Source organism: Glycocaulis sp., from assembly GCF_051859565.1.
GTDB lineage: Bacteria > Pseudomonadota > Alphaproteobacteria > Caulobacterales > Maricaulaceae > Glycocaulis.
In genome coordinates, this window is record NZ_JBHYFK010000001.1 from 294,846 (window position 1) to 311,849 (window position 17,004).

Genomic DNA, 17,004 nt, shown 5'->3' on the forward strand with positions numbered 1-17,004 from the left:
TGACGGGATGCGCCCGCGAGAAGAGGCGCGAGGTTAAACCGGGGGAGTTCATCACGTGAATTTTGCGTGGACACCGCGCCGTATCGGGCTGGTGACGGGGCTGGTGCTGGCCGTTGGCCTGCAGTGCATCCCTCTTCCTGACGGCCTTTCGCGCGAAGCCTGGCTGTGCCTGTCTCTGGCCCTGATGATGGCAAGCTGGTGGGCCAGCGAGGCTATTCCGATTGCTGCCACCGCCCTTGTTCCGCTTGCATTGTTTCCCCTGTTCGGCATTGCCAGCGCCCGCGATGCCGCCTTCCCCTACGCCGACCCCATCGTACTGCTATTGCTGGGCGGGTTTATCGTCGCGCTGGGCATAGAGCGCTGGAATTTGCACGCGCGTATCGCGTTGAATGTGGTGGCGGCCTTCGGCTCGCGCCCCTCGCTTATGCTTCTGGGCTTCATGATCGCGTCGGGCGTTCTGTCAATGTGGATATCCAACACCGCGACCACGCTGATGATGATCCCCATCGCGCTGAAAGTCGCCGAAGCGGTGGAGAAAGAAGGCGTCGACGCGAAAATGTTCGCGCCCGCACTGGCACTGGCGATTGCCTACTCAGCCTCCATTGGCGGATTGGCCACGCCTGTCGGCACGCCTTCCAACCTCATCGCCATCGGCTATCTGGAGCGCACTGTAGAGCGCTCGATCAGCTTTCCTGAGTGGATGATGCTGGGCCTGCCGGCTGCCGCGCTCATCATTCCTGCAGCGTGGATCATCCTGACGCGCTTCGCCTTCAAGATTCCCTCCCGTGCCGGCAGTGGTGATGGCCATGCGCTGGTCATCGCCGAGAAGAAGGCGCTAGGGCGCATGACAACGCCCGAACGGCGTGTCGCCATGGCGTTTGGCACGGTCGCGCTGCTCTGGATGGGGCGTGACCTGCCGGGCGTGCTGATTGGCATGCCCGATATAAGCTTTGGCTGGAATCCGCTCCTGTCATGGCTCTCGGCAGCGCTGAACCTGCCCATCACGCTCAGCCTGAATGACATGCAGATCGCCATGATGGGCGCGCTGGCCATGTTCCTCATCCCTGCCGGAGGGCCCGATGGCAAAGGCCGCGCCCTGATGGACTGGGAGACGACCCAGCGCCTGCCCTGGGGCGTGCTCATCCTGTTCGGGGGCGGCCTCTCACTGGCAGCGGCCATGGACGCGACGGGGCTGTCGGCATGGATCGGCTCTCATCTGGCGATCGTCGCGGCGTTGCCCTTGCCCATCGTCGTGCTGATCCTTGCCTTCATGGTCGTCTTCCTGACCGAGCTGACCTCCAACGTCGCCACCACGACGGCCTTTCTCCCCGTGCTGGGCGGTGTCGCGGCGGCGGCGGGTGTGCCAGCAGAGCATCTCATCCTGCCGGTGGCGCTGGCGGCGAGCTGTTCCTTCATGTTGCCGGTGGCGACCGCGCCCAATGCCATTGTCTATGCGTCCGGCGCGGTGACGATGGGGCAGATGATCAAGGCCGGTTTTCGTATCAACCTGGTGGCCGCGCCGCTCATCGCGATGCTGGCCAGCTTCCTGGCGCCCTTTGTCTTTCCCGCCTGATTACTCGCCCACGAGCTTTTTCAGATCATCAAGATAGGCGATCCAGGCCTTGCGTCCGGCATCGGTCAGGGCCGCATCGGTACGCGGCTTGCGGTCGACAAAGCGCTTGGTGATGGCGACATAGCCAGCGTCCTCCAGCTTTCTGAGGTGCGTGGACAGATTGCCGTCGGTCGCCCCGGTGCGGTCTTTCAGCTCGCCAAAGCTCGCCGCCTCGACGCTGGCCAGATACGCCATCAGTCCCAGGCGCATGCGCCCGTGAATGACGTCATCGAGGTCTGAGGAGTTGAAATCGGCCATGGCGCTACACCAGGTCCTTCGGTTCCCTGGTCATCACCCACAGGCCGGGCAGGAAGGTGCCAAGGAACATGCCCGCTGATGCAACCAGATAGGTTTCGACAGTCATCATCAGGGCGGCGCAGGCGAACGTGGCGGCGAACGATATGATCGCGGGTACCAGAAGCATACGTTGGCGCGAGATCAGCGCATCAATCATCCATCCCATGCCGTAACCGGCAAACCCTACGGCCAGCATGCTGTTGAAGAAGACGGCTGGCAGCCCGCCCACATAAACTCCGGCCAGTATCCCGAAAAAATAGGCCATCAGGGCGGCGCCCACGGACGGCCAGACGACGGCCTGCACACGGTTTCCCATTGAGCCTGCGCCCGGCTTGCGGCGTACCGTCCGGACCAACAGGAACTGACCGAAGCTGCCCACTACCATGAAGCCGACCCACATCGGAAGCAGTACGCCCCAGCCCAACGGCAGAATGTCGGCAATGACGGCCCAATGGGTCAGGAAGGTCAGGCTTGCCAGTCCGCCCCACCAGACCATGAAGCGCCCGCCCAGAAGGGGCGCCTTCGCACCGGCTTCTGCCATCTCGCGTAAGTAAGCCAGATCGGCGCTGGCGGCGGTCTTGCGGTCGGTATTCATGGGTGCGCCTCCTTCACACGGCGAATGCGCTGATTCGGGTCAGCTCGCTCTTTCATGGCACAGAACAAATTACTTTGCAATGCAAAGTTTGTGGGAAAGGATGTGACAAGAAGGTCGGAAGGGGAAGAAGGGCGGGAAATTGTTTCGTTGCGCGCAGGGCTGGAATGACGAAGGGAGCCGCGGCAGAGCACTACCCGCCAGCCGCCCGCCTCGCCCTTGGATGCGTGGCCGCGTGCACCGACAAAAGGCGCGCTGTATCCACCTCGGCATAGATTTGCGTGGTCGAGAGCGAGGCGTGACCCAGCAATTCCTGTATCGCGCGCAGATCCCCGCCCCCAGCCAGCAAATGCGTAGCGAAAGCGTGGCGCAGGGCATGGGGTGTAGCCGTCGAGGGCAGGCCAAGAGCGCCGCGCATACGCTCGACACAGCGCTGCACCGCGCGCGCATTCAGCGCCCCGCCGCGCGCACCCTTAAAGAGCGGCTGGTCTGCGGCCAGCGGAAAAGGGCAGACGGTGACATAGGCATCCACCACCTCGCGTACTGGTCTCAGCACCGGCACCAGCCGCGTGCGTCCGCCCTTGCCGGTGATACGCAAGGCATCCGCCAGCGGATAATCACGGCCCATAAGCGAAAGCGCTTCGGACACGCGAAGCCCCGCCCCGTAGAGCAGGGCCAGCACGGCCGTATCGCGTGCGCCATGCCAGGCTTCGCTATGGGCAGTCCCTGCATCGTCCAGCATCGCCTTTGCCGCCGCTTCGCTGACGGGCCTTGGCAGGCGGCGCGGCGCGCGCGGCGCTTCGACCAGAGCCAACGCTGCATTGTCGATACCGTGGCGGGCGCGCACGAAGGCGTAGAAGCTGCGCACGGCGGAGAGAGCCCGTTGCAGCGTGCGCGGACCAGCCCCGTCCCTGCGCCGGTCAGCCAGCCAGGCCCGCCAGTCTGTGCCGGAGAGTTCAGAGAGGTCTTTTGAGGTAACAGCGCGGCCCTTGTGAGCGGTCAGGAAGGCGAGCCACTGGCCCAGATCGCGCTCATAAGCCTTTACCGTGTGGGCGCTATAGCGCCGCCCGCCCTCAATATGCGTGAGGAAACCGGCCACAAGGGCCGTGGGGGCAGCGCCTTGCGTCATCGCGGCAGAAGGGCCTCCAGCCGGCGTTCGAGAATACGGGCCAGGAAATGAGCCAGATCGGCCGCATCGCTGGGCCGGAAGGCGTCCCGGCGGGCAGAGCCAAGGCACACAATGCCGGAGAAGCCGCGCCCCTCAAGTGCAATGACGGCTTCGCTCGCCACACGGCTGGCCTGCACACCATAAATCGGCCCGGAAAGGCGTGGATCAGGCGCGCCAAGGCGTTCGGACATCTCTCCCAGCATGGTCATTTTCAGGCCCGGCGCAGCAGGCAGTATCGCAATCGCGCGCGGCAGGGCGGTGATACCCTCAAGACATACCCGCACAGCCTCAAGGCCCAGCGTGGTCGCCGTATGGCCCGCAAGGCGGCGGTCGAGCGCGGCCAGTGTCGGCTCGTCCATCAGGCCCATCACAGCAGCATGTGCGCTTGCCTGAGCGGCCAGATTGCCCCGCAGCATGTCCTGCAAATCTTCCTTGGCTGCTTTCAGCAGGGTGATTTCGCTCTGCAGGCGCGCGCGGGCCGCCGCATTGAGATCGGCGATATTCCCGTCATGGCGTACGCCCAGCAGCGCATTCATCAGCTCGCCATCAGCCAGCACGCGCGACGGATCGGCCAGTATGGCGCTGCGCCAGTCCGGCGTGTCGTCTGCATTGCAGGTTGTGGGCATAGCGTTGCTGCGCATGCGTTTCATGCCGATCATTATCCATCCATCCTGTTTGTCTGCCCCTCTTGGCGGGGGCGCTTGTCTATGCAGGCACTTTTGCATGAGACCGGTTCCAGATGCGTTAACTCACCTGCACGAACTGCGCGGCGCCGCTAGGATGGCCGGATGAGCGCGAATCGAGACCCGTCCACCCCTCAGATCGCTACCGTCCTGCTGCCCCTGCCCTTGCCGGAGGCATTCGACTACGCCGTGCCGGAAGGCATGGAGCTGAGCGAAGGCGATCATGTCGTGGTGCCGCTAGGCAAACGGCTCAGCCATGGCGTCGTCTGGGGAGTGCGTGACGGAACCGGCGGCAACCGGCCCCTGAAGCCCGTGGCCGAGCGCCTGGACGCGCCGCCCTTTACCGCCGCCATGCGCGATTTTGTCGACTGGACGGCGCGCTATCTCGCTGAAAACCCCGGCCTCGTCCTGCAGGCGACATTGCGCAGCCGGGGCGGCCTCGCGCCATCTCCCACCGAGACGCTTTACCATCCTACAGGCGCAATACCGGATCGGATGACGCCTGCGCGTCAGGCCGTGCTGGATGCGGCCACGCAAGAACCGGCCAGCGGCGCCGAACTCGCCCGGCGCGCAGGCGTATCGCCCGGCGTGGTGAAGGGACTCGCCGATGCTGGCGCGCTGCGCGCCGAAGCGCGCGATGTCGACCAGCCTTTTCCTGCGCCTGACCCCTATCGCGATGGCCTCACGCTCAATGACGGGCAGGAGGCAGCGGCCAGCCAGCTGCGCCGTCTTGTTGCCGCGGGTGGCTTTCAGGCGGCGCTTCTTGATGGCGTGACGGGCTCAGGCAAGACGGAAGTCTATCTGGAAGCCATAGCCGAGCTGCTGCGCCGTGAGCCCGATGCGCAAGTGCTGGTGCTCCTGCCGGAAATCGCTCTGACACAGGCCGTTACCGCCCGGTTTGAAGAGCGTTTCGGGGTGCCGCCTGCGCTCTGGCATTCGGCTATCGGGCCAACGGAGCGCCGCCGGGCCTGGCGCGAGATCACGGCGGGGCGCGCCCGTATCATTGCAGGCGCGCGCTCGGCCATCTTCCTGCCCTATCGCAATCTGCGCCTGATCGTGGTCGATGAGGAGCATGACCCGACCTACAAGCAGGATGAGGGCCTGTCCTATCACGCCCGCGATCTGGCCGTGGCGCGCGCCAAGATCGAAGGCGCCGTGGCGATCCTTGCCAGCGCCACGCCCAGCCTTGAAACCCTCGTCAATGCCCGCGCGGGCCGCTACGGCCATATCCGGCTGGCGGCGCGGGCAGGCTCTGCGGTCTTGCCACAGATCGAGACGATTGATCTGCGCGAGCATCCGCCAGAGCAGGGCCACTGGCTGTCCCCGCCTCTGACCGCCGCCATGGCGGACACGATAGCGCGCGGCGAGCAGGTATTGCTTTATCTCAACCGGCGCGGCTATGCGCCGCTGGTCCTGTGCCGGGCCTGCGGGCACAAGATGAAAAGCCCGGATACCGACCGCTGGCTGGTGGAACACCGCTATACCGGGCGGCTCATCTGCCACACGACCGGGTTTTCCATGCCCAAACCGAAGGCTTGCCCGGAATGCGGCGCGATTGATTCGCTGACCAGCGTCGGCCCCGGTGTCGAGCGCGTGGCGGAAGAAGCCACCTTGCGCTTTCCTGAGGCGCGCGTGGAGGTGTTTTCCTCCGACAGTGCCGCCGGGCCCAATGGCGTGCGCGAGCTGATTGCCCGCATGGAGGCTGGCGAGATCGATATTCTGGTCGGCACCCAGATTGCCGCCAAGGGCCATAACTTCCCAAAACTGACGCTGGTCGGCGTGGTCGATGCTGATCTGGGCCTTAAAGGCGGTGATCTGCGCGCAGGGGAGCGCACCTATCAGACTTTGGTGCAAGTGGCGGGCAGGGCCGGGCGCGCCGACCGTCCGGGCCGGGCACTGCTGCAGACCCATGAACCGGAGCACGAGGCGATACAGGCGCTACTGGCAGGAGACCGCGACAGCTTCCTCGATCTGGAAGCGATGATGCGTGAGCAGCTCGGCCTGCCACCCTTCGGGCGGCTGGCGGCTCTGGTGATGTCCGGCACCGATGAGCGCCTGCTGGCCGAGACCGCGAAAATCGCGGCTGCAGCAGCGCCCTTGAGCGATGATGTGAAACTCTTCGGGCCAGCCGAACCGCCGCTGGCGGTTGTGCGCGGGCGCTACCGGCGGCGCTTTCTGGTGCAGGCCCAGCGCAATGTGGATGTGTCCGCCTTCATGGCGACCTGGATGGCGCGCTTCAAACTGCCTTCATCGATCCGCGCCCGTGTCGATATCGAGCCGTACTCGTTTTTATGAGACGGCATAAACGCGACATGATCTGACATTTTGTGTATCATTCCTGTCAGATCATGGAGGCAGACATGCATATCTCGCTCACCGAAACGCTCGAAAAATGGGTCCGCGAGAAGGTGGAAAGCGGCCTTTATTCGAACGCCAGCGAGGTGATCCGCGAGGCTCTGCGCGAACGCATCCGCGCTGAACGCACCGAGGCCGAGGATATCGAAGCCCTGCGCGCCCAGATCGATATCGGCCTGCAACAGGCCGAACGCGGGGAGCTGCTGGACTGGAACGCGAAGGACTTTATCGCCGAGCTGGACCGTGAGCGGCGTGGCTGAGCTTCGTCTCTCAGCTGAAGCCAAGGCCGATTTGCGCGATATTGCACTCTACACCGAGGCGATGTGGGGCCGGGATCAGCGCAACGCCTACATTTTCGAACTTGAAGCCGTGTTTGTGAGGCTGGCCAGCATGCCCGGCCTTGGCCGTCAGCGCGGCGATGTCCGGCCCGGTGTGTTCAGCTTTCCGGCTGGCCGCCATGACGTCTGGTACCGGCAGATGCCTCCAGGCATCGAAATATTGCGCGTCCTGCACACCCGTCAGAGCAGCCGGGATGCATTTTCCTGAAGCGCCGCCTGCGCCGTTTGCGCGCGGGCAGGTTGCCGCCCTCAAACCCTTGTGCTAGGTGGGCGCCGGACTGAACGGGACTGTCCTTGCACGGCCAAGGTGGTCTTTTGAAAAACCTCAATATCTCAAGTGCTTGGGTCTGATCTTTCGGCCAGACCCTATTTGGCGCTAACCACAGAGAAGAGAGCGGGCGAAAAACGGTGACAAGCGCCGGTAACGCAATTTCAAACGAAGCCGCGCAGCGCTATGCGCGCGCGCTGTTCGATCTGGCCCTTGAAACCAAGGCGCTGGCGAAGGCCGAGGCCGACATGGCGTCTTTGGCTGAAGCTTTTGCCGAATCGGGCGAGCTCGCCCGCGCGGTTGCCAGCCCGATGCACAAGGCTGACGACAAGGTGAAGGCGCTTGGCGCACTGGCCAAAGCGCTCAAACTGTCGCCGCTCGGCACCAAATTCATCGGCGTCGTGGCCCGCAATGGCCGCGCGGGCGATCTGCCGGCCATGACGGTTGCTTTCGCCGCGCTGGCCGCCGCGCATCGCGGCGCCGTTACCGCAGATATTGCCAGCGCTGACGCGCTGACCGCCACGCAGCTCAAGGAGCTGACGACGGCACTGAAAACCGCCCTCGGGCGGGAAGTTGAGATCCGGGCCGAAGTGCGGCCGGAACTCATTGGCGGGCTTACCGTGAAGGTAGGTTCGCGCATGTTCGATTCTTCACTCCGGACCAAGCTGGACGGCGTGAAACAGGCGATGAAAGAGGCTTGAGAACCGCCATGGACATCCGGGCAGCTGAGATTTCTGCGATCCTGAAGGATCAGATCAAGAATTACGGTGCGGAAGCGGACGTCTCTGACGTCGGCCAGGTGCTCTCCGTCGGTGACGGTATTGCGCGCGTTTACGGCCTCGACGAGGTGCGCGCTGGCGAGCTGGTGGAATTCCCCGGCGGCGTCAAGGGCATGGCCCTGAACCTGGAAAGCGACAATGTCGGCTGCGTGATCTTCGGCGATGACCGGGGCATCAAGGAAGGCGACACCGTCAAGCGTCTGGGCTCCATCGTTGACGCCCCCGTCGGCAAGGGCCTTCTGGGCCGCGTCGTTAACGCGCTGGGCGAGCCGATTGACGGCAAGGGTCCGATCAAGGACGTGGCCGAGCGCCGCCGCGTGGACGTGAAAGCGCCGGGCATCCTGCCCCGCAAATCCGTGCACGAGCCGATGGCAACCGGCATCAAGGCCATCGATGCGATGATCCCGGTCGGCCGTGGCCAGCGCGAGCTGATCATTGGCGACCGCCAGACCGGCAAGACCGCCATTGCGCTCGACACGATCCTGAACCAGAAGCAGATCAACGAAGGCGATGACGAGAGCAAGAAGCTCTACTGCGTCTATGTCGCCATCGGCCAGAAGCGCTCCACGGTCGCCCAGATCGTGAAGACGCTGGAAGAAAACGGCGCGATGGAATACTCCATTGTTGTCGCCGCGACGGCCTCTGACCCGGCGCCGATGCAGTTCCTCGCGCCCTTCACCGCCTGCGCCATGGGCGAGTATTTCCGCGATAACGGCATGCATGCTCTGATCGTGTATGATGACCTCTCCAAGCAGGCCGTCGCCTACCGTCAGATGTCGCTGCTGCTGCGCCGCCCGCCGGGCCGCGAAGCCTATCCTGGCGACGTGTTCTACCTGCATTCCCGCCTCCTGGAGCGCGCCGCGAAGCTCAACGAGAACCACGGTTCGGGCTCCCTCACCGCTCTGCCGATCATCGAGACGCAGGCCAATGACGTGTCGGCCTACATCCCGACCAACGTGATCTCGATCACGGACGGCCAGATCTTCCTGGAAACGACGCTCTTCTATCAGGGCATCCGTCCTGCCGTGAACGTCGGCCTCTCGGTCAGCCGCGTGGGTTCCGCCGCGCAGACCAAGGCCATGAAGCAGGTTGCCGGCAAGATGAAGGGCGAGCTTGCCCAGTATCGCGAGATGGCGGCCTTTGCCCAGTTCGGCTCTGATCTCGATGCCGCTACCCAGCGCCTTCTGGCCCGTGGTGAGCGCCTGACCGAGCTCTTGAAGCAGCCGCAATTCTCGCCGCTGTCCATGGACGAGCAGGTCTGCGTGATCTTCGCCGGTACGCGCGGCTATCTCGACAAGATCGCCACGAAGGATATCGGCCGCTTTGAGACGGAACTGCTCCAGCACCTGCACGCCGACAAGGCCAAGCTGCTTGATGCAATCCGTTCAGAACAGAAGCTGTCGGATGCGTCGGAAGCAGAGCTGGTCAAGACGCTTGAAGCGTTCGTCACCCGGTTCGCGGGCTAGGGTGCAGGGGCAAGGCTGACCGAGGCATAATCGATGGCGAGCTTGAAAGAACTGCGCAGCCGGATTTCCTCCGTGAAATCCACGCAGAAGATCACCAAGGCCATGCAGATGGTGGCCGCAGCCAAGCTGCGCCGCGCGCAGGACAGCGCGCAGGCAGCGCGCCCCTATGCGCAGAAAATGGCGCAGGTCATGGCCAATCTCGCCAATGGCGTTGTGGCCGGCCCGGAAACGCCGCGCCTGCTTACCGGCACGGGCAAGTCCGATACGGTGCTTCTGCTGGTGCTCAGCGCTGACCGTGGCCTGTGTGGCGGCTTCAACACCAATATTGCCCGTCTGGCGCGCGAACGTGTCGCGACGCTCGTCAGCGAAGGCAAGGACGTGAAGATCATCACGGTCGGCAAGAAGGGGTTTGATGCCCTCAAGCGCCTGCATCGTGACCGGATCGTCAGCGCAATTGAGCTGAAAGATGCCGCCAGCCCGGCAGCGCTCGCCGCACGCGTCGGCGACGAGCTGCGCAAACTTTTTGAGGCGGACGGGTTTGACGTGTGTGAGCTGGTCTCTTCGGAGTTCATCTCGGTCATCAGCCAGAAGCCGAAGGCCCGCACGCTCATTCCGGCCCGTGAAGCCATTGATCCCGATGCGCCTGCCCCTGATCTCAAGGGCGCCATCTATGAGTACGAGCCGGACGAAGAGGCCATTCTGGCCGCTCTCCTGCCGCGCTATGTCGACACCGTGATCCTCTCCGCCCTGCTGGAGAATGCGGCGGGCGAGATGGGCGCGCGGATGGCCGCAATGGACAACGCCACGCGTAATGCCGGCGAGCTCATCAACAAGCTGAACCTACAATACAACCGTACCCGCCAGGCCAAGATCACCACCGAGCTTACGGAGATCATCTCCGGGGCCGAGGCGGTCTAGGGCAGCGGGTCACACACATTAGAGAACGCCTCCTGCAAAGCGCAGGGGATTGGTAAAAGAGGCTGAGACGATCATGAGCAATCTCAAGGGCCGTATCGCACAGGTGACAGGCGCTGTTGTCGACGTGAAGTTCGAAGGCGGTCTGCCCCCCATCCTGAACGCGCTGGAAACCATGAATGGTGACCAGAAGCTGGTTCTGGAAGTGGCCCAGCACCTCGGCGAGAGCATGGTGCGCACTATCGCGATGGACGCCACTGAAGGCCTGCAGCGCGGCGGTGAGGTCGTGGACCTCGGCTCGCCGATCACCGTGCCGGTCGGTCCGGGCACGCTCGGCCGCATCCTCAACGTCACCGGCGAGCCGATCGACGAGGCAGGCGATGTCGTGTTCGACCAGCGCGCCCCGATCCACCGTCCGGCCCCGGAATTTGACGAGCAGTCCACCGAGGCTGAAATCCTGCCGACCGGCATCAAGGTCATCGACCTGCTCTGCCCCTACGCCAAGGGCGGCAAGATCGGCCTGTTCGGCGGCGCGGGCGTCGGCAAGACCGTGCTGATCCAGGAACTCATCAACAATATCGCCAAACTGTTCGGCGGCTACTCCGTGTTTGCCGGCGTCGGCGAGCGTACCCGTGAAGGTAACGACCTTTACTGGGAGATGATCGAGTCCGGCGTGAACAAGGACCCGAAGGAAAACAACGGCTCCACCGAAGGTTCGCGTTGCGCCCTCGTGTTCGGCCAGATGAACGAGCCTCCGGGCGCGCGTGCCCGCGTGGCGCTCTCCGGCCTCGCACAGGCAGAATATTTCCGCGATGAAGAGGGCAAGGACGTGCTCTTCTTCGTCGATAACATCTTCCGCTTTACGCAAGCTGGCGCCGAAGTGTCCGCGCTTCTGGGCCGTATCCCGTCGGCGGTGGGCTATCAGCCGACGCTGGCCACCGACATGGGCGCGCTGCAGGAGCGTATCACCTCGACCAAGAAAGGCTCGATCACGTCTGTGCAGGCCGTTTACGTGCCCGCCGACGACCTGACCGACCCGGCACCGGCCACCACCTTCTCCCACCTTGATGCGACGACGGTGCTCAACCGCGCCATCTCGGAAAAAGGTATCTACCCGGCCGTGGACCCGCTCGATTCCACCTCGCGCATTCTTGAGCCGCGCATCGTGGGTGAAGAGCACTACGCCACCGCCCGCCGCGTGCAGGAAATCCTTCAGCGCTACAAGGCTCTGCAGGACATCATCGCGATCCTGGGCATGGACGAGCTGTCTGAAGAGGACAAGCTGACCGTGGCCCGCGCCCGCAAGATCGAGCGCTTCCTCAGCCAGCCCTTCGACGTCGCCGAAGTGTTCACCGGCTCGCCGGGCATCCAGGTGCCGGTCGAGGAGACCGTGAAAGGCTTCAAGGCGATCTGCGATGGTGAGTATGACCACCTGCCGGAGCCTGCCTTCTACATGGTCGGCACGATCGAGGACGCGGTGAAGAAGGCGCAGAAACTGGCCGCCGAGGCCGCGTAGGCGTAAAATGGCCACTGGCCGCCCCACGCTGCGGATTGAGGATTGCGTCAATGACGTATGTCCATGGTCGGGCAAGCCGGTGAGCGAAGACTCGCTCACCGTCTATCGCGGGGCGGTTATGGGCTTCTGCAATCCCGGCTGCCGGGACAAGTTTGAAGCGGCGGCCGGCGCGTTCGATCGCGCTCTTGCTGCAAGGGACGATGATAATGGCTGACAAGCTGCAATTCGACCTCGTTTCGCCCGAGGCCCGTGTGTTTTCCGGGGCGGTGGACATGGTCGTGGTGCCGGGCACGGAAGGCGATTTCGGCGTGCTGCCCGATCACGCGCCGTTCATGGCGACAATCCGCACCGGCGCGATCGAGGTCCACAATGATGGTGTGGTCAGCCGCATTTTCATCCATGGCGGCTTTGCCGAGGTGACGCCTCAGGGCCTGACCATCCTCGCCGAGGAAACTGCAGAACTCGCCACGCTTGATGCCGCTGACATCCGCCAGAAGCTGGAAGCGGCGCGCCTGCGTGCCAAGGATGCCGGTGACGACATCACACGCGATCAGGCTGAGGCCGAGATCGCCAAGCTGGAAGCGATGCAGGCAGCCATGGAGCTGACGCACTAGAGGCGTTGAGGTGCTCGAAGTTTCAAAAGGCCCCGGTCTCCAGACCGGGGCCTTTTTGCGTTACGGGATCATCGCTGGCCGAAGCTGGAAAACGCCTGCACCACGTCCTCATAGACAGCGCGTTTCCACGGAATGATGAGCTCCGGCACGCGCTCCAGCTTCTCCCAGCGGAAAGCTTCAAACTCCTGCGGGGGCACGGCGGTCAGGTCAAAGTCGGCATCGGTGCCCAGAAAGCGGAAAGCAAACCAGCGCTGGCGCTGTCCTTTCCAGTTCTTCTTGCGCAGAGCGAGGACTTCCGGCGGGAAGTCATAGGCCAGCCAGTCCGCGATGGTGCCGAGCAGCTCCACCTGATCGCTGCGGATCCCGGTTTCCTCATATAGCTCGCGATAGGCGGCCGCCTGCGGGTCTTCGCCCGCATCCATGCCCCCTTGCGGCCATTGCCACACCCATCGTCCGGCTTCGCGGTAGCGGCGGCCGATCCAGGTCAGGCCCTCGCGGTTGAACAGGACAATCCCGGCATTGGGCCGGTAAGCAGCAAGCGCCGCCGGGTCATTCAGCGTGCTCATGTGTCCTGGCCGGTGCGCCCGGCCCGGATATTGGCGACATGCGAGGCAGGTGCCAGCTGATAGCCACGCCGTTCAAGGCCCTCAGCCCAGCTCTGCAGCGCGCTGACGGTCACAGGATAGGCAAAGCCGGAACCCAGTGAATGGCCGTTCTGGATGGCCAGTGCCTCCAGCTCAAGAAGCCGGGCGTCGATCGCCCGGGTGCTGGGGTCGCCATCAATGACCCGATCGGCAAGGGCCAGCGGCGCACCAGCGCGCGCGGCTGCTGCTGAGGCAGCGCCCGGACGCCCGGCCCCGTCATGGAAAATGGCAAGCCCGCGCCGTTCAACCTCGCCATAGATGCGCGCCAATGCGGCTTCCGAGCCGGTCAGGCGCGCGCCCAGATAGTTCGTGACCGCGAAATAGCCAGATGCCCGCGACAGCAGCCAGTGCAGCCGGCGCATGTTCTCCGCCTCGCCCGCATCGGCCAGCAGGGTATGGGGGCCGGGATCGTTATTGGGATAATCAAACGGCTCCATGGGCAGCTCGATCATCACCTCATGCCCGGCGGCCCGTGCGCGGTTCATCCAGCTCTGCAGGTCCCGCGCATAAGGCACGAAAGACAGGGTGATCTCGGGCGGCAGCGTGTCTATGGCGGCCTGGGTGAGGGACTCACTCACCCCCAGACCGCCGACAATCACGGCGATGACCGGCACTCCCGGCTCTCCCTCAAAGGGGCGTGCATAGGCCGAGGAGGGGCGGCGTCCATCAGACGCGATGACGGGAAGCGGTCCGCCCGGACCCTCCTCGAAGAGGCCGGCATAGGGAACATTGGATGCCCGCTGGAGGGCCAATGCACGCGCCGCATTGCTGCCAGGAGGCGGCTCCACCTCGCCGCCCAGCACATCGTGCGTTTCGCGCACGCCCGGAAGGCTTAAGGTTTCATCCGCCTCGCCTTCAGCGAACACGAGCGGGCTGGCGGGCGGCACCGCGGCGACCTCGATAACTGCCTCCTCCTCGCCGGGCATGTCCAGCGCGGTCCGTGCGGCCGAGCCGGTCTGCGGTGCCGGCGCCAGGAATACAATGGCTGCGAAAGCCAGCCCGGCCACAAAAAACAGGCAGGCAGCCGCAATCAGGGGGTTACGCAAGGGCGGCGTGTCGGATGTCTGGCGGGCGGGCATGGTGTCCGGTTTGGCCTGAACAGGTGAAGGCGTGCCGGAGAGCAGAACTCACTGGCACACTGACGCGCAAGACCATTCAATGCGCCGGGGTAAGGAAAGGTTAACGCACCCGCCGTCAGGCGTGTGGCGATTAGCCTACCGGTTGCCGCCGCCTGACCGAACGCGGGCCTCCCGCCGCTCCATCATGCTGGAAAGCTGTTCAATGGCCCGGTGGAGCTGATAGTCCTCGTCCTCGGCCCAGTCTTCTGGCGGATACTCCATATCCTCACGCTCGCGACGCTCGGCGCCTGCCTCATTGGTCAGCGCATTGCGCAGATTGGCTTCGCTGAAGCGCGCAATTTCGCCTTCACGCGGGCGGCGGAAGGCCACCGCAATATCCGGTTCGACGCCTGTGGCCTGGATCGACGTGCCAGAGGGCGTGTAATAGCGCGCCGTCGTCAAGCGCAGCGCCCCGTCGCGCCCCCCCCGCAGCGGTATCACCGTCTGCATGGAGCCTTTGCCAAAGCTGTTGGTGCCCATCAGCACGGCGCGCTCACGGTCGCGTAGCGCGCCCGCCACAATCTCCGACGCGCTGGCAGAGCCCGCATTGATCAGTACCACGATAGGGGCGCCGTTCAACACATCACCCGGCCGGGCATTGAAGCGATAGGTGTTGCGCGCATCGCGCCCGCGGGTGGATACCACCTCGCCGCCGCTCAGGAACAGGTCGGAGATTGAAACCGACTGGTCCAGCAAGCCACCAGGATTGGAGCGCAGGTCGAGCACAAGGCCCGGCAAGGGGCCGCCATTGGCTTCGCGCAGATCATTGAGCGCGCGCACGGCAGCCTCGGTCGTGTGTTCGTTGAACGTGGTGATGCGCAGGTAAGGCGTGTTGTTCGCTTCCATGCGGTAAATCACCGAGCGTACCTCAATGATGGCGCGCACAATGGTGACATCGAAGGGTTCCACCCCGTCGCGCGCAATGGTGATGGTGACAGGCTCGCCGGCTGGTCCGCGCATGCGCTCCACGGCCACATCAATGCCGGCGCCGATCATGGACTCGCCGTCCACCGCGATAATGCGGTCTTCAGGTTCGATCCCCGCCCGGTCGGCGGGGGTTTCCGCGATGGGGGAGACGACGGTGACAAAATCGTCGCGCAGCGTCACTTCAATGCCGAGCCCGCCATACTCGCCGCGCGTGCTGACCTGCATATCCTGAAACGCCTGGGCGTTGAGATAGGTTGAGTGAGGGTCAAGCGAGCCCAGCATGCCGTTAATGGCCGCCTCGATCAGCTCAACCTGGTCCGGATCGCTGACATAGTCGGACTCGATACGGCTCAATATGTCGCCGAACAGCTCAAGCTGCCGGAAGGTGGCATCCCGGCCGCGGTCATCACCCTGCGCCGAAACGGCCAGTGCCGCAGCGCCGATACCAAAGGCGATGGCCGAAGCGATAATGTGCAAGCGCATGTATGTGTCCTGTCTGTCAGCGGCCCCGGTATTCGTCTCTCAACCAGTTTGCGGGGTTTTCGGCAGTCCCGTTACCCCGTCTTACCTCATAATATAGGTGTGGCGGCGGAATTTCACGCTCCGGCATGAGTCCGACAGGTTCCCCTGCCAGCACACTTTGCCCTTCTTCAGCATAAAGCAGGCCAATTCCGCCAAGAATAAGGGTGTATCCGTCACTCGTATTGATCATCACCACCGCTTCAAAGCTCTGGAACGGTCCTGCAAAAACCACCACGCCGTCAAATGGCGCTGACACCTGTCCGCTGCTGCGCGCGTCCAGCCACAGGCCTTCGCGGCGGATTCCATCCGGTCCGGGCGTGCCGGCCGGGCTTGCCACACGGCCCTCCACAGGCGGCCTCAGGCGCCCACGCATATCGCCAAACCCGGGTCCTGCAGAGACGGTTTCCACTGGCAGCGCCGAGAGCAGGGTTTCACCTTCCAGCATCGCGACATCGGCCATCATGGCGGCCCGCCGTTCACGTAAAGGTGACAGGCGAGGCGATATGTCAGCGAGCTGCGTGATCTCCTCCCAGAGCTGGCGCAGGGACCGGGCCTCGGCGGCTATCCGCGCGGCCTGGCTGGCGAGGTCGCCCGCCTCGCGCCGCAAGGCGGCTTCCGCCTGACGCCGCTCTGCGATCAGGGTCTCAACCTGTGCCCGGACGGTGGCGAGTGCTTCGCGGGCGGTTTCAACCGTTTCACGCTGCCCCGAAAGCTCTTCACGCAAGCGTTCCAGCGCCTCTATATCGCTGCGCACGGCGCGGGCCCGCCGCTCAAGTTCCGGCGCGATGGCGGCCAGCAGTCCGGCAGCGCGTGCCGCCTCGCTGGCATCATCCGGGCTGACGGCCAGCGCTGGCGGCGCGTTCATCTCCAGCCTTTGCAGGGCAGCCAGCACTTCGGCAAGGCTGGCGCGTTCCCGGGCCAGGCGTGTACGCAGCTCGCCTTCTTCGGTCTCCAGTTCCGAAAGCCTCGCTTCGGCCGCGCCCGCATCGGCCTCACGTGCTTGCACGCGCGAGCCAGCCTCCACCAGCCTTGCCTGCAATTCCGCGATTTCCTGCCGCAGGGCATTGGCTTCAGCTTCGCGTGCCTCACTGATCGCCCGCGTTTCACGGGCGGTTTCCTCCATCGCCTCGATCTCCTGCGGATCAGGCGGTGTCTGCAACAGGGCGATGGCAAGGAGAAGCGCGCTCATG

At 64.3% G+C, this 17,004-nt stretch carries 18 protein-coding genes; 10 read left to right on the top strand and 8 right to left on the bottom strand.

All coding sequences use genetic code 11. The annotated features are described in order from the left end of the window. The first annotated feature begins 55 nt into the window (after window positions 1-55). Window positions 56-1,573 carry an SLC13 family permease gene (locus ACTIGC_RS01395; RefSeq protein ID WP_439632704.1) on the top strand — a complete coding sequence of 506 codons (1,518 nt, stop codon included), beginning with the start codon at window positions 56-58 and terminating at the stop codon, window positions 1,571-1,573. Here ACTIGC_RS01395 and ACTIGC_RS01400 read toward each other — a convergent pair whose 3' ends face one another. The 4 genes from ACTIGC_RS01400 to ACTIGC_RS01415 form a co-directional block, all read right to left on the bottom strand. After that, entirely contained in the window at window positions 1,574-1,870 is a 297-nt protein-coding gene (locus ACTIGC_RS01400; protein WP_439632705.1) for a winged helix-turn-helix domain-containing protein, read from the bottom strand. Window positions 1,871-1,874: 4 nt separating this feature from the next. Then, window positions 1,875-2,504 (bottom strand): hypothetical protein, encoded by a 630-nt coding sequence (locus tag ACTIGC_RS01405; protein ID WP_439632706.1) that lies wholly within the window; start codon window positions 2,502-2,504, stop codon window positions 1,875-1,877. A 190-nt stretch (window positions 2,505-2,694) separates the two neighbouring features. Then, window positions 2,695-3,630 carry a tyrosine recombinase XerC gene (locus tag ACTIGC_RS01410; protein WP_439632707.1) on the bottom strand — a complete coding sequence of 312 codons (936 nt, stop codon included), beginning with the start codon at window positions 3,628-3,630 and terminating at the stop codon, window positions 2,695-2,697. Beyond that, window positions 3,627-4,310: a DUF484 family protein gene (locus ACTIGC_RS01415; RefSeq protein ID WP_439632708.1), complete on the bottom strand. Its 684-nt coding sequence runs from the start codon at window positions 4,308-4,310 to the stop codon at window positions 3,627-3,629. Before ACTIGC_RS01415 ends, ACTIGC_RS01410 begins: the two co-directional genes overlap by 4 nt. Before the next feature lie 147 nt (window positions 4,311-4,457). Between ACTIGC_RS01415 and ACTIGC_RS01420 the strand changes: the two genes are divergently transcribed. The 9 genes from ACTIGC_RS01420 to ACTIGC_RS01460 all read left to right on the top strand — a co-directional run bounded on the left by ACTIGC_RS01420 (window position 4,458) and on the right by ACTIGC_RS01460 (window position 12,603). Further along, a complete protein-coding gene (locus tag ACTIGC_RS01420) occupies window positions 4,458-6,647 on the top strand; it encodes a primosomal protein N' (protein ID WP_439632709.1) in 2,190 nt (729 codons plus the stop codon). Window positions 6,648-6,712: 65 nt separating this feature from the next. Beyond that, window positions 6,713-6,967 (top strand): type II toxin-antitoxin system ParD family antitoxin, encoded by a 255-nt coding sequence (locus ACTIGC_RS01425; RefSeq protein ID WP_439632710.1) that lies wholly within the window; start codon window positions 6,713-6,715, stop codon window positions 6,965-6,967. Beyond that, window positions 6,960-7,253, top strand: coding sequence for a type II toxin-antitoxin system RelE/ParE family toxin (locus ACTIGC_RS01430; protein ID WP_439632711.1), 294 nt, complete (start codon window positions 6,960-6,962; stop codon window positions 7,251-7,253). Before ACTIGC_RS01425 ends, ACTIGC_RS01430 begins: the two co-directional genes overlap by 8 nt. 200 nt (window positions 7,254-7,453) lie before the next feature. Further along, window positions 7,454-8,014, top strand: coding sequence for a F0F1 ATP synthase subunit delta (locus ACTIGC_RS01435; RefSeq protein WP_439632712.1), 561 nt, complete (start codon window positions 7,454-7,456; stop codon window positions 8,012-8,014). Window positions 8,015-8,022: 8 nt separating this feature from the next. Continuing rightward, window positions 8,023-9,558 carry a F0F1 ATP synthase subunit alpha gene (gene atpA / locus ACTIGC_RS01440; protein WP_439632713.1) on the top strand — a complete coding sequence of 512 codons (1,536 nt, stop codon included), beginning with the start codon at window positions 8,023-8,025 and terminating at the stop codon, window positions 9,556-9,558. Window positions 9,559-9,591: 33 nt separating this feature from the next. Then, on the top strand, window positions 9,592-10,476 hold the full coding sequence (locus tag ACTIGC_RS01445) for a F0F1 ATP synthase subunit gamma (RefSeq protein WP_439632714.1): 885 nt from the start codon (window positions 9,592-9,594) through the stop codon (window positions 10,474-10,476). Window positions 10,477-10,549: 73 nt separating this feature from the next. Continuing rightward, window positions 10,550-11,989 carry a F0F1 ATP synthase subunit beta gene (gene atpD, locus ACTIGC_RS01450; RefSeq protein WP_439632715.1) on the top strand — a complete coding sequence of 480 codons (1,440 nt, stop codon included), beginning with the start codon at window positions 10,550-10,552 and terminating at the stop codon, window positions 11,987-11,989. Window positions 11,990-11,996: 7 nt separating this feature from the next. After that, on the top strand, window positions 11,997-12,203 hold the full coding sequence (locus ACTIGC_RS01455; protein WP_439632716.1) for a glutathione S-transferase: 207 nt from the start codon (window positions 11,997-11,999) through the stop codon (window positions 12,201-12,203). Further along, the gene (locus tag ACTIGC_RS01460; RefSeq protein ID WP_439632717.1) at window positions 12,196-12,603 is read left to right on the top strand and encodes a F0F1 ATP synthase subunit epsilon; all 408 of its coding nucleotides are present in this window, start codon (window positions 12,196-12,198) and stop codon (window positions 12,601-12,603) included. Before ACTIGC_RS01455 ends, ACTIGC_RS01460 begins: the two co-directional genes overlap by 8 nt. Window positions 12,604-12,671: 68 nt before the next feature. On the opposite strand, the gene ACTIGC_RS01465 is transcribed toward ACTIGC_RS01460, so the two are convergent. The 4 genes from ACTIGC_RS01465 to ACTIGC_RS01480 form a co-directional block, all read right to left on the bottom strand. After that, window positions 12,672-13,169: an RNA pyrophosphohydrolase gene (locus ACTIGC_RS01465; protein ID WP_439632718.1), complete on the bottom strand. Its 498-nt coding sequence runs from the start codon at window positions 13,167-13,169 to the stop codon at window positions 12,672-12,674. After that, window positions 13,166-14,326, bottom strand: coding sequence for a divergent polysaccharide deacetylase family protein (locus ACTIGC_RS01470; protein ID WP_439632719.1), 1,161 nt, complete (start codon window positions 14,324-14,326; stop codon window positions 13,166-13,168). The genes ACTIGC_RS01465 and ACTIGC_RS01470 overlap by 4 nt, the downstream gene beginning before the upstream one ends. A gap of 135 nt (window positions 14,327-14,461) precedes the next feature. Further along, window positions 14,462-15,775, bottom strand: a complete 1,314-nt coding sequence (locus ACTIGC_RS01475; RefSeq protein WP_439632720.1) for a S41 family peptidase — start codon at window positions 15,773-15,775, stop codon at window positions 14,462-14,464. 16 nt (window positions 15,776-15,791) lie between these two features. Further along, window positions 15,792-17,003 carry a murein hydrolase activator EnvC family protein gene (locus ACTIGC_RS01480; protein ID WP_439632721.1) on the bottom strand — a complete coding sequence of 404 codons (1,212 nt, stop codon included), beginning with the start codon at window positions 17,001-17,003 and terminating at the stop codon, window positions 15,792-15,794. Window position 17,004: the final 1 nt, after the last annotated feature.

Bases quoted from the DNA above. Each gene is read 5' to 3' on its own strand.
- ACTIGC_RS01470 (WP_439632719.1), bottom strand. From the start codon at position 14,326: ATGCCCGCCCGCCAGACATCCGACACGCCGCCCTTGCGTAACCCCCTG.
- atpA (WP_439632713.1), top strand. From the start codon at position 8,023: ATGGACATCCGGGCAGCTGAGATTTCTGCGATCCTGAAGGATCAGATC.
- ACTIGC_RS01420 (WP_439632709.1), top strand. From the start codon at position 4,458: ATGAGCGCGAATCGAGACCCGTCCACCCCTCAGATCGCTACCGTCCTG.
- ACTIGC_RS01455 (WP_439632716.1), top strand. From the start codon at position 11,997: ATGGCCACTGGCCGCCCCACGCTGCGGATTGAGGATTGCGTCAATGAC.
- ACTIGC_RS01405 (WP_439632706.1), bottom strand. From the start codon at position 2,504: ATGAATACCGACCGCAAGACCGCCGCCAGCGCCGATCTGGCTTACTTA.
- ACTIGC_RS01425 (WP_439632710.1), top strand. From the start codon at position 6,713: ATGCATATCTCGCTCACCGAAACGCTCGAAAAATGGGTCCGCGAGAAG.
- ACTIGC_RS01400 (WP_439632705.1), bottom strand. From the start codon at position 1,870: ATGGCCGATTTCAACTCCTCAGACCTCGATGACGTCATTCACGGGCGC.
- ACTIGC_RS01460 (WP_439632717.1), top strand. From the start codon at position 12,196: ATGGCTGACAAGCTGCAATTCGACCTCGTTTCGCCCGAGGCCCGTGTG.
- ACTIGC_RS01445 (WP_439632714.1), top strand. From the start codon at position 9,592: ATGGCGAGCTTGAAAGAACTGCGCAGCCGGATTTCCTCCGTGAAATCC.
- atpD (WP_439632715.1), top strand. From the start codon at position 10,550: ATGAGCAATCTCAAGGGCCGTATCGCACAGGTGACAGGCGCTGTTGTC.
- ACTIGC_RS01415 (WP_439632708.1), bottom strand. From the start codon at position 4,310: ATGCGCAGCAACGCTATGCCCACAACCTGCAATGCAGACGACACGCCG.
- ACTIGC_RS01465 (WP_439632718.1), bottom strand. From the start codon at position 13,169: ATGAGCACGCTGAATGACCCGGCGGCGCTTGCTGCTTACCGGCCCAAT.
- ACTIGC_RS01480 (WP_439632721.1), bottom strand. From the start codon at position 17,003: ATGAGCGCGCTTCTCCTTGCCATCGCCCTGTTGCAGACACCGCCTGAT.
- ACTIGC_RS01410 (WP_439632707.1), bottom strand. From the start codon at position 3,630: ATGACGCAAGGCGCTGCCCCCACGGCCCTTGTGGCCGGTTTCCTCACG.
- ACTIGC_RS01475 (WP_439632720.1), bottom strand. From the start codon at position 15,775: ATGCGCTTGCACATTATCGCTTCGGCCATCGCCTTTGGTATCGGCGCT.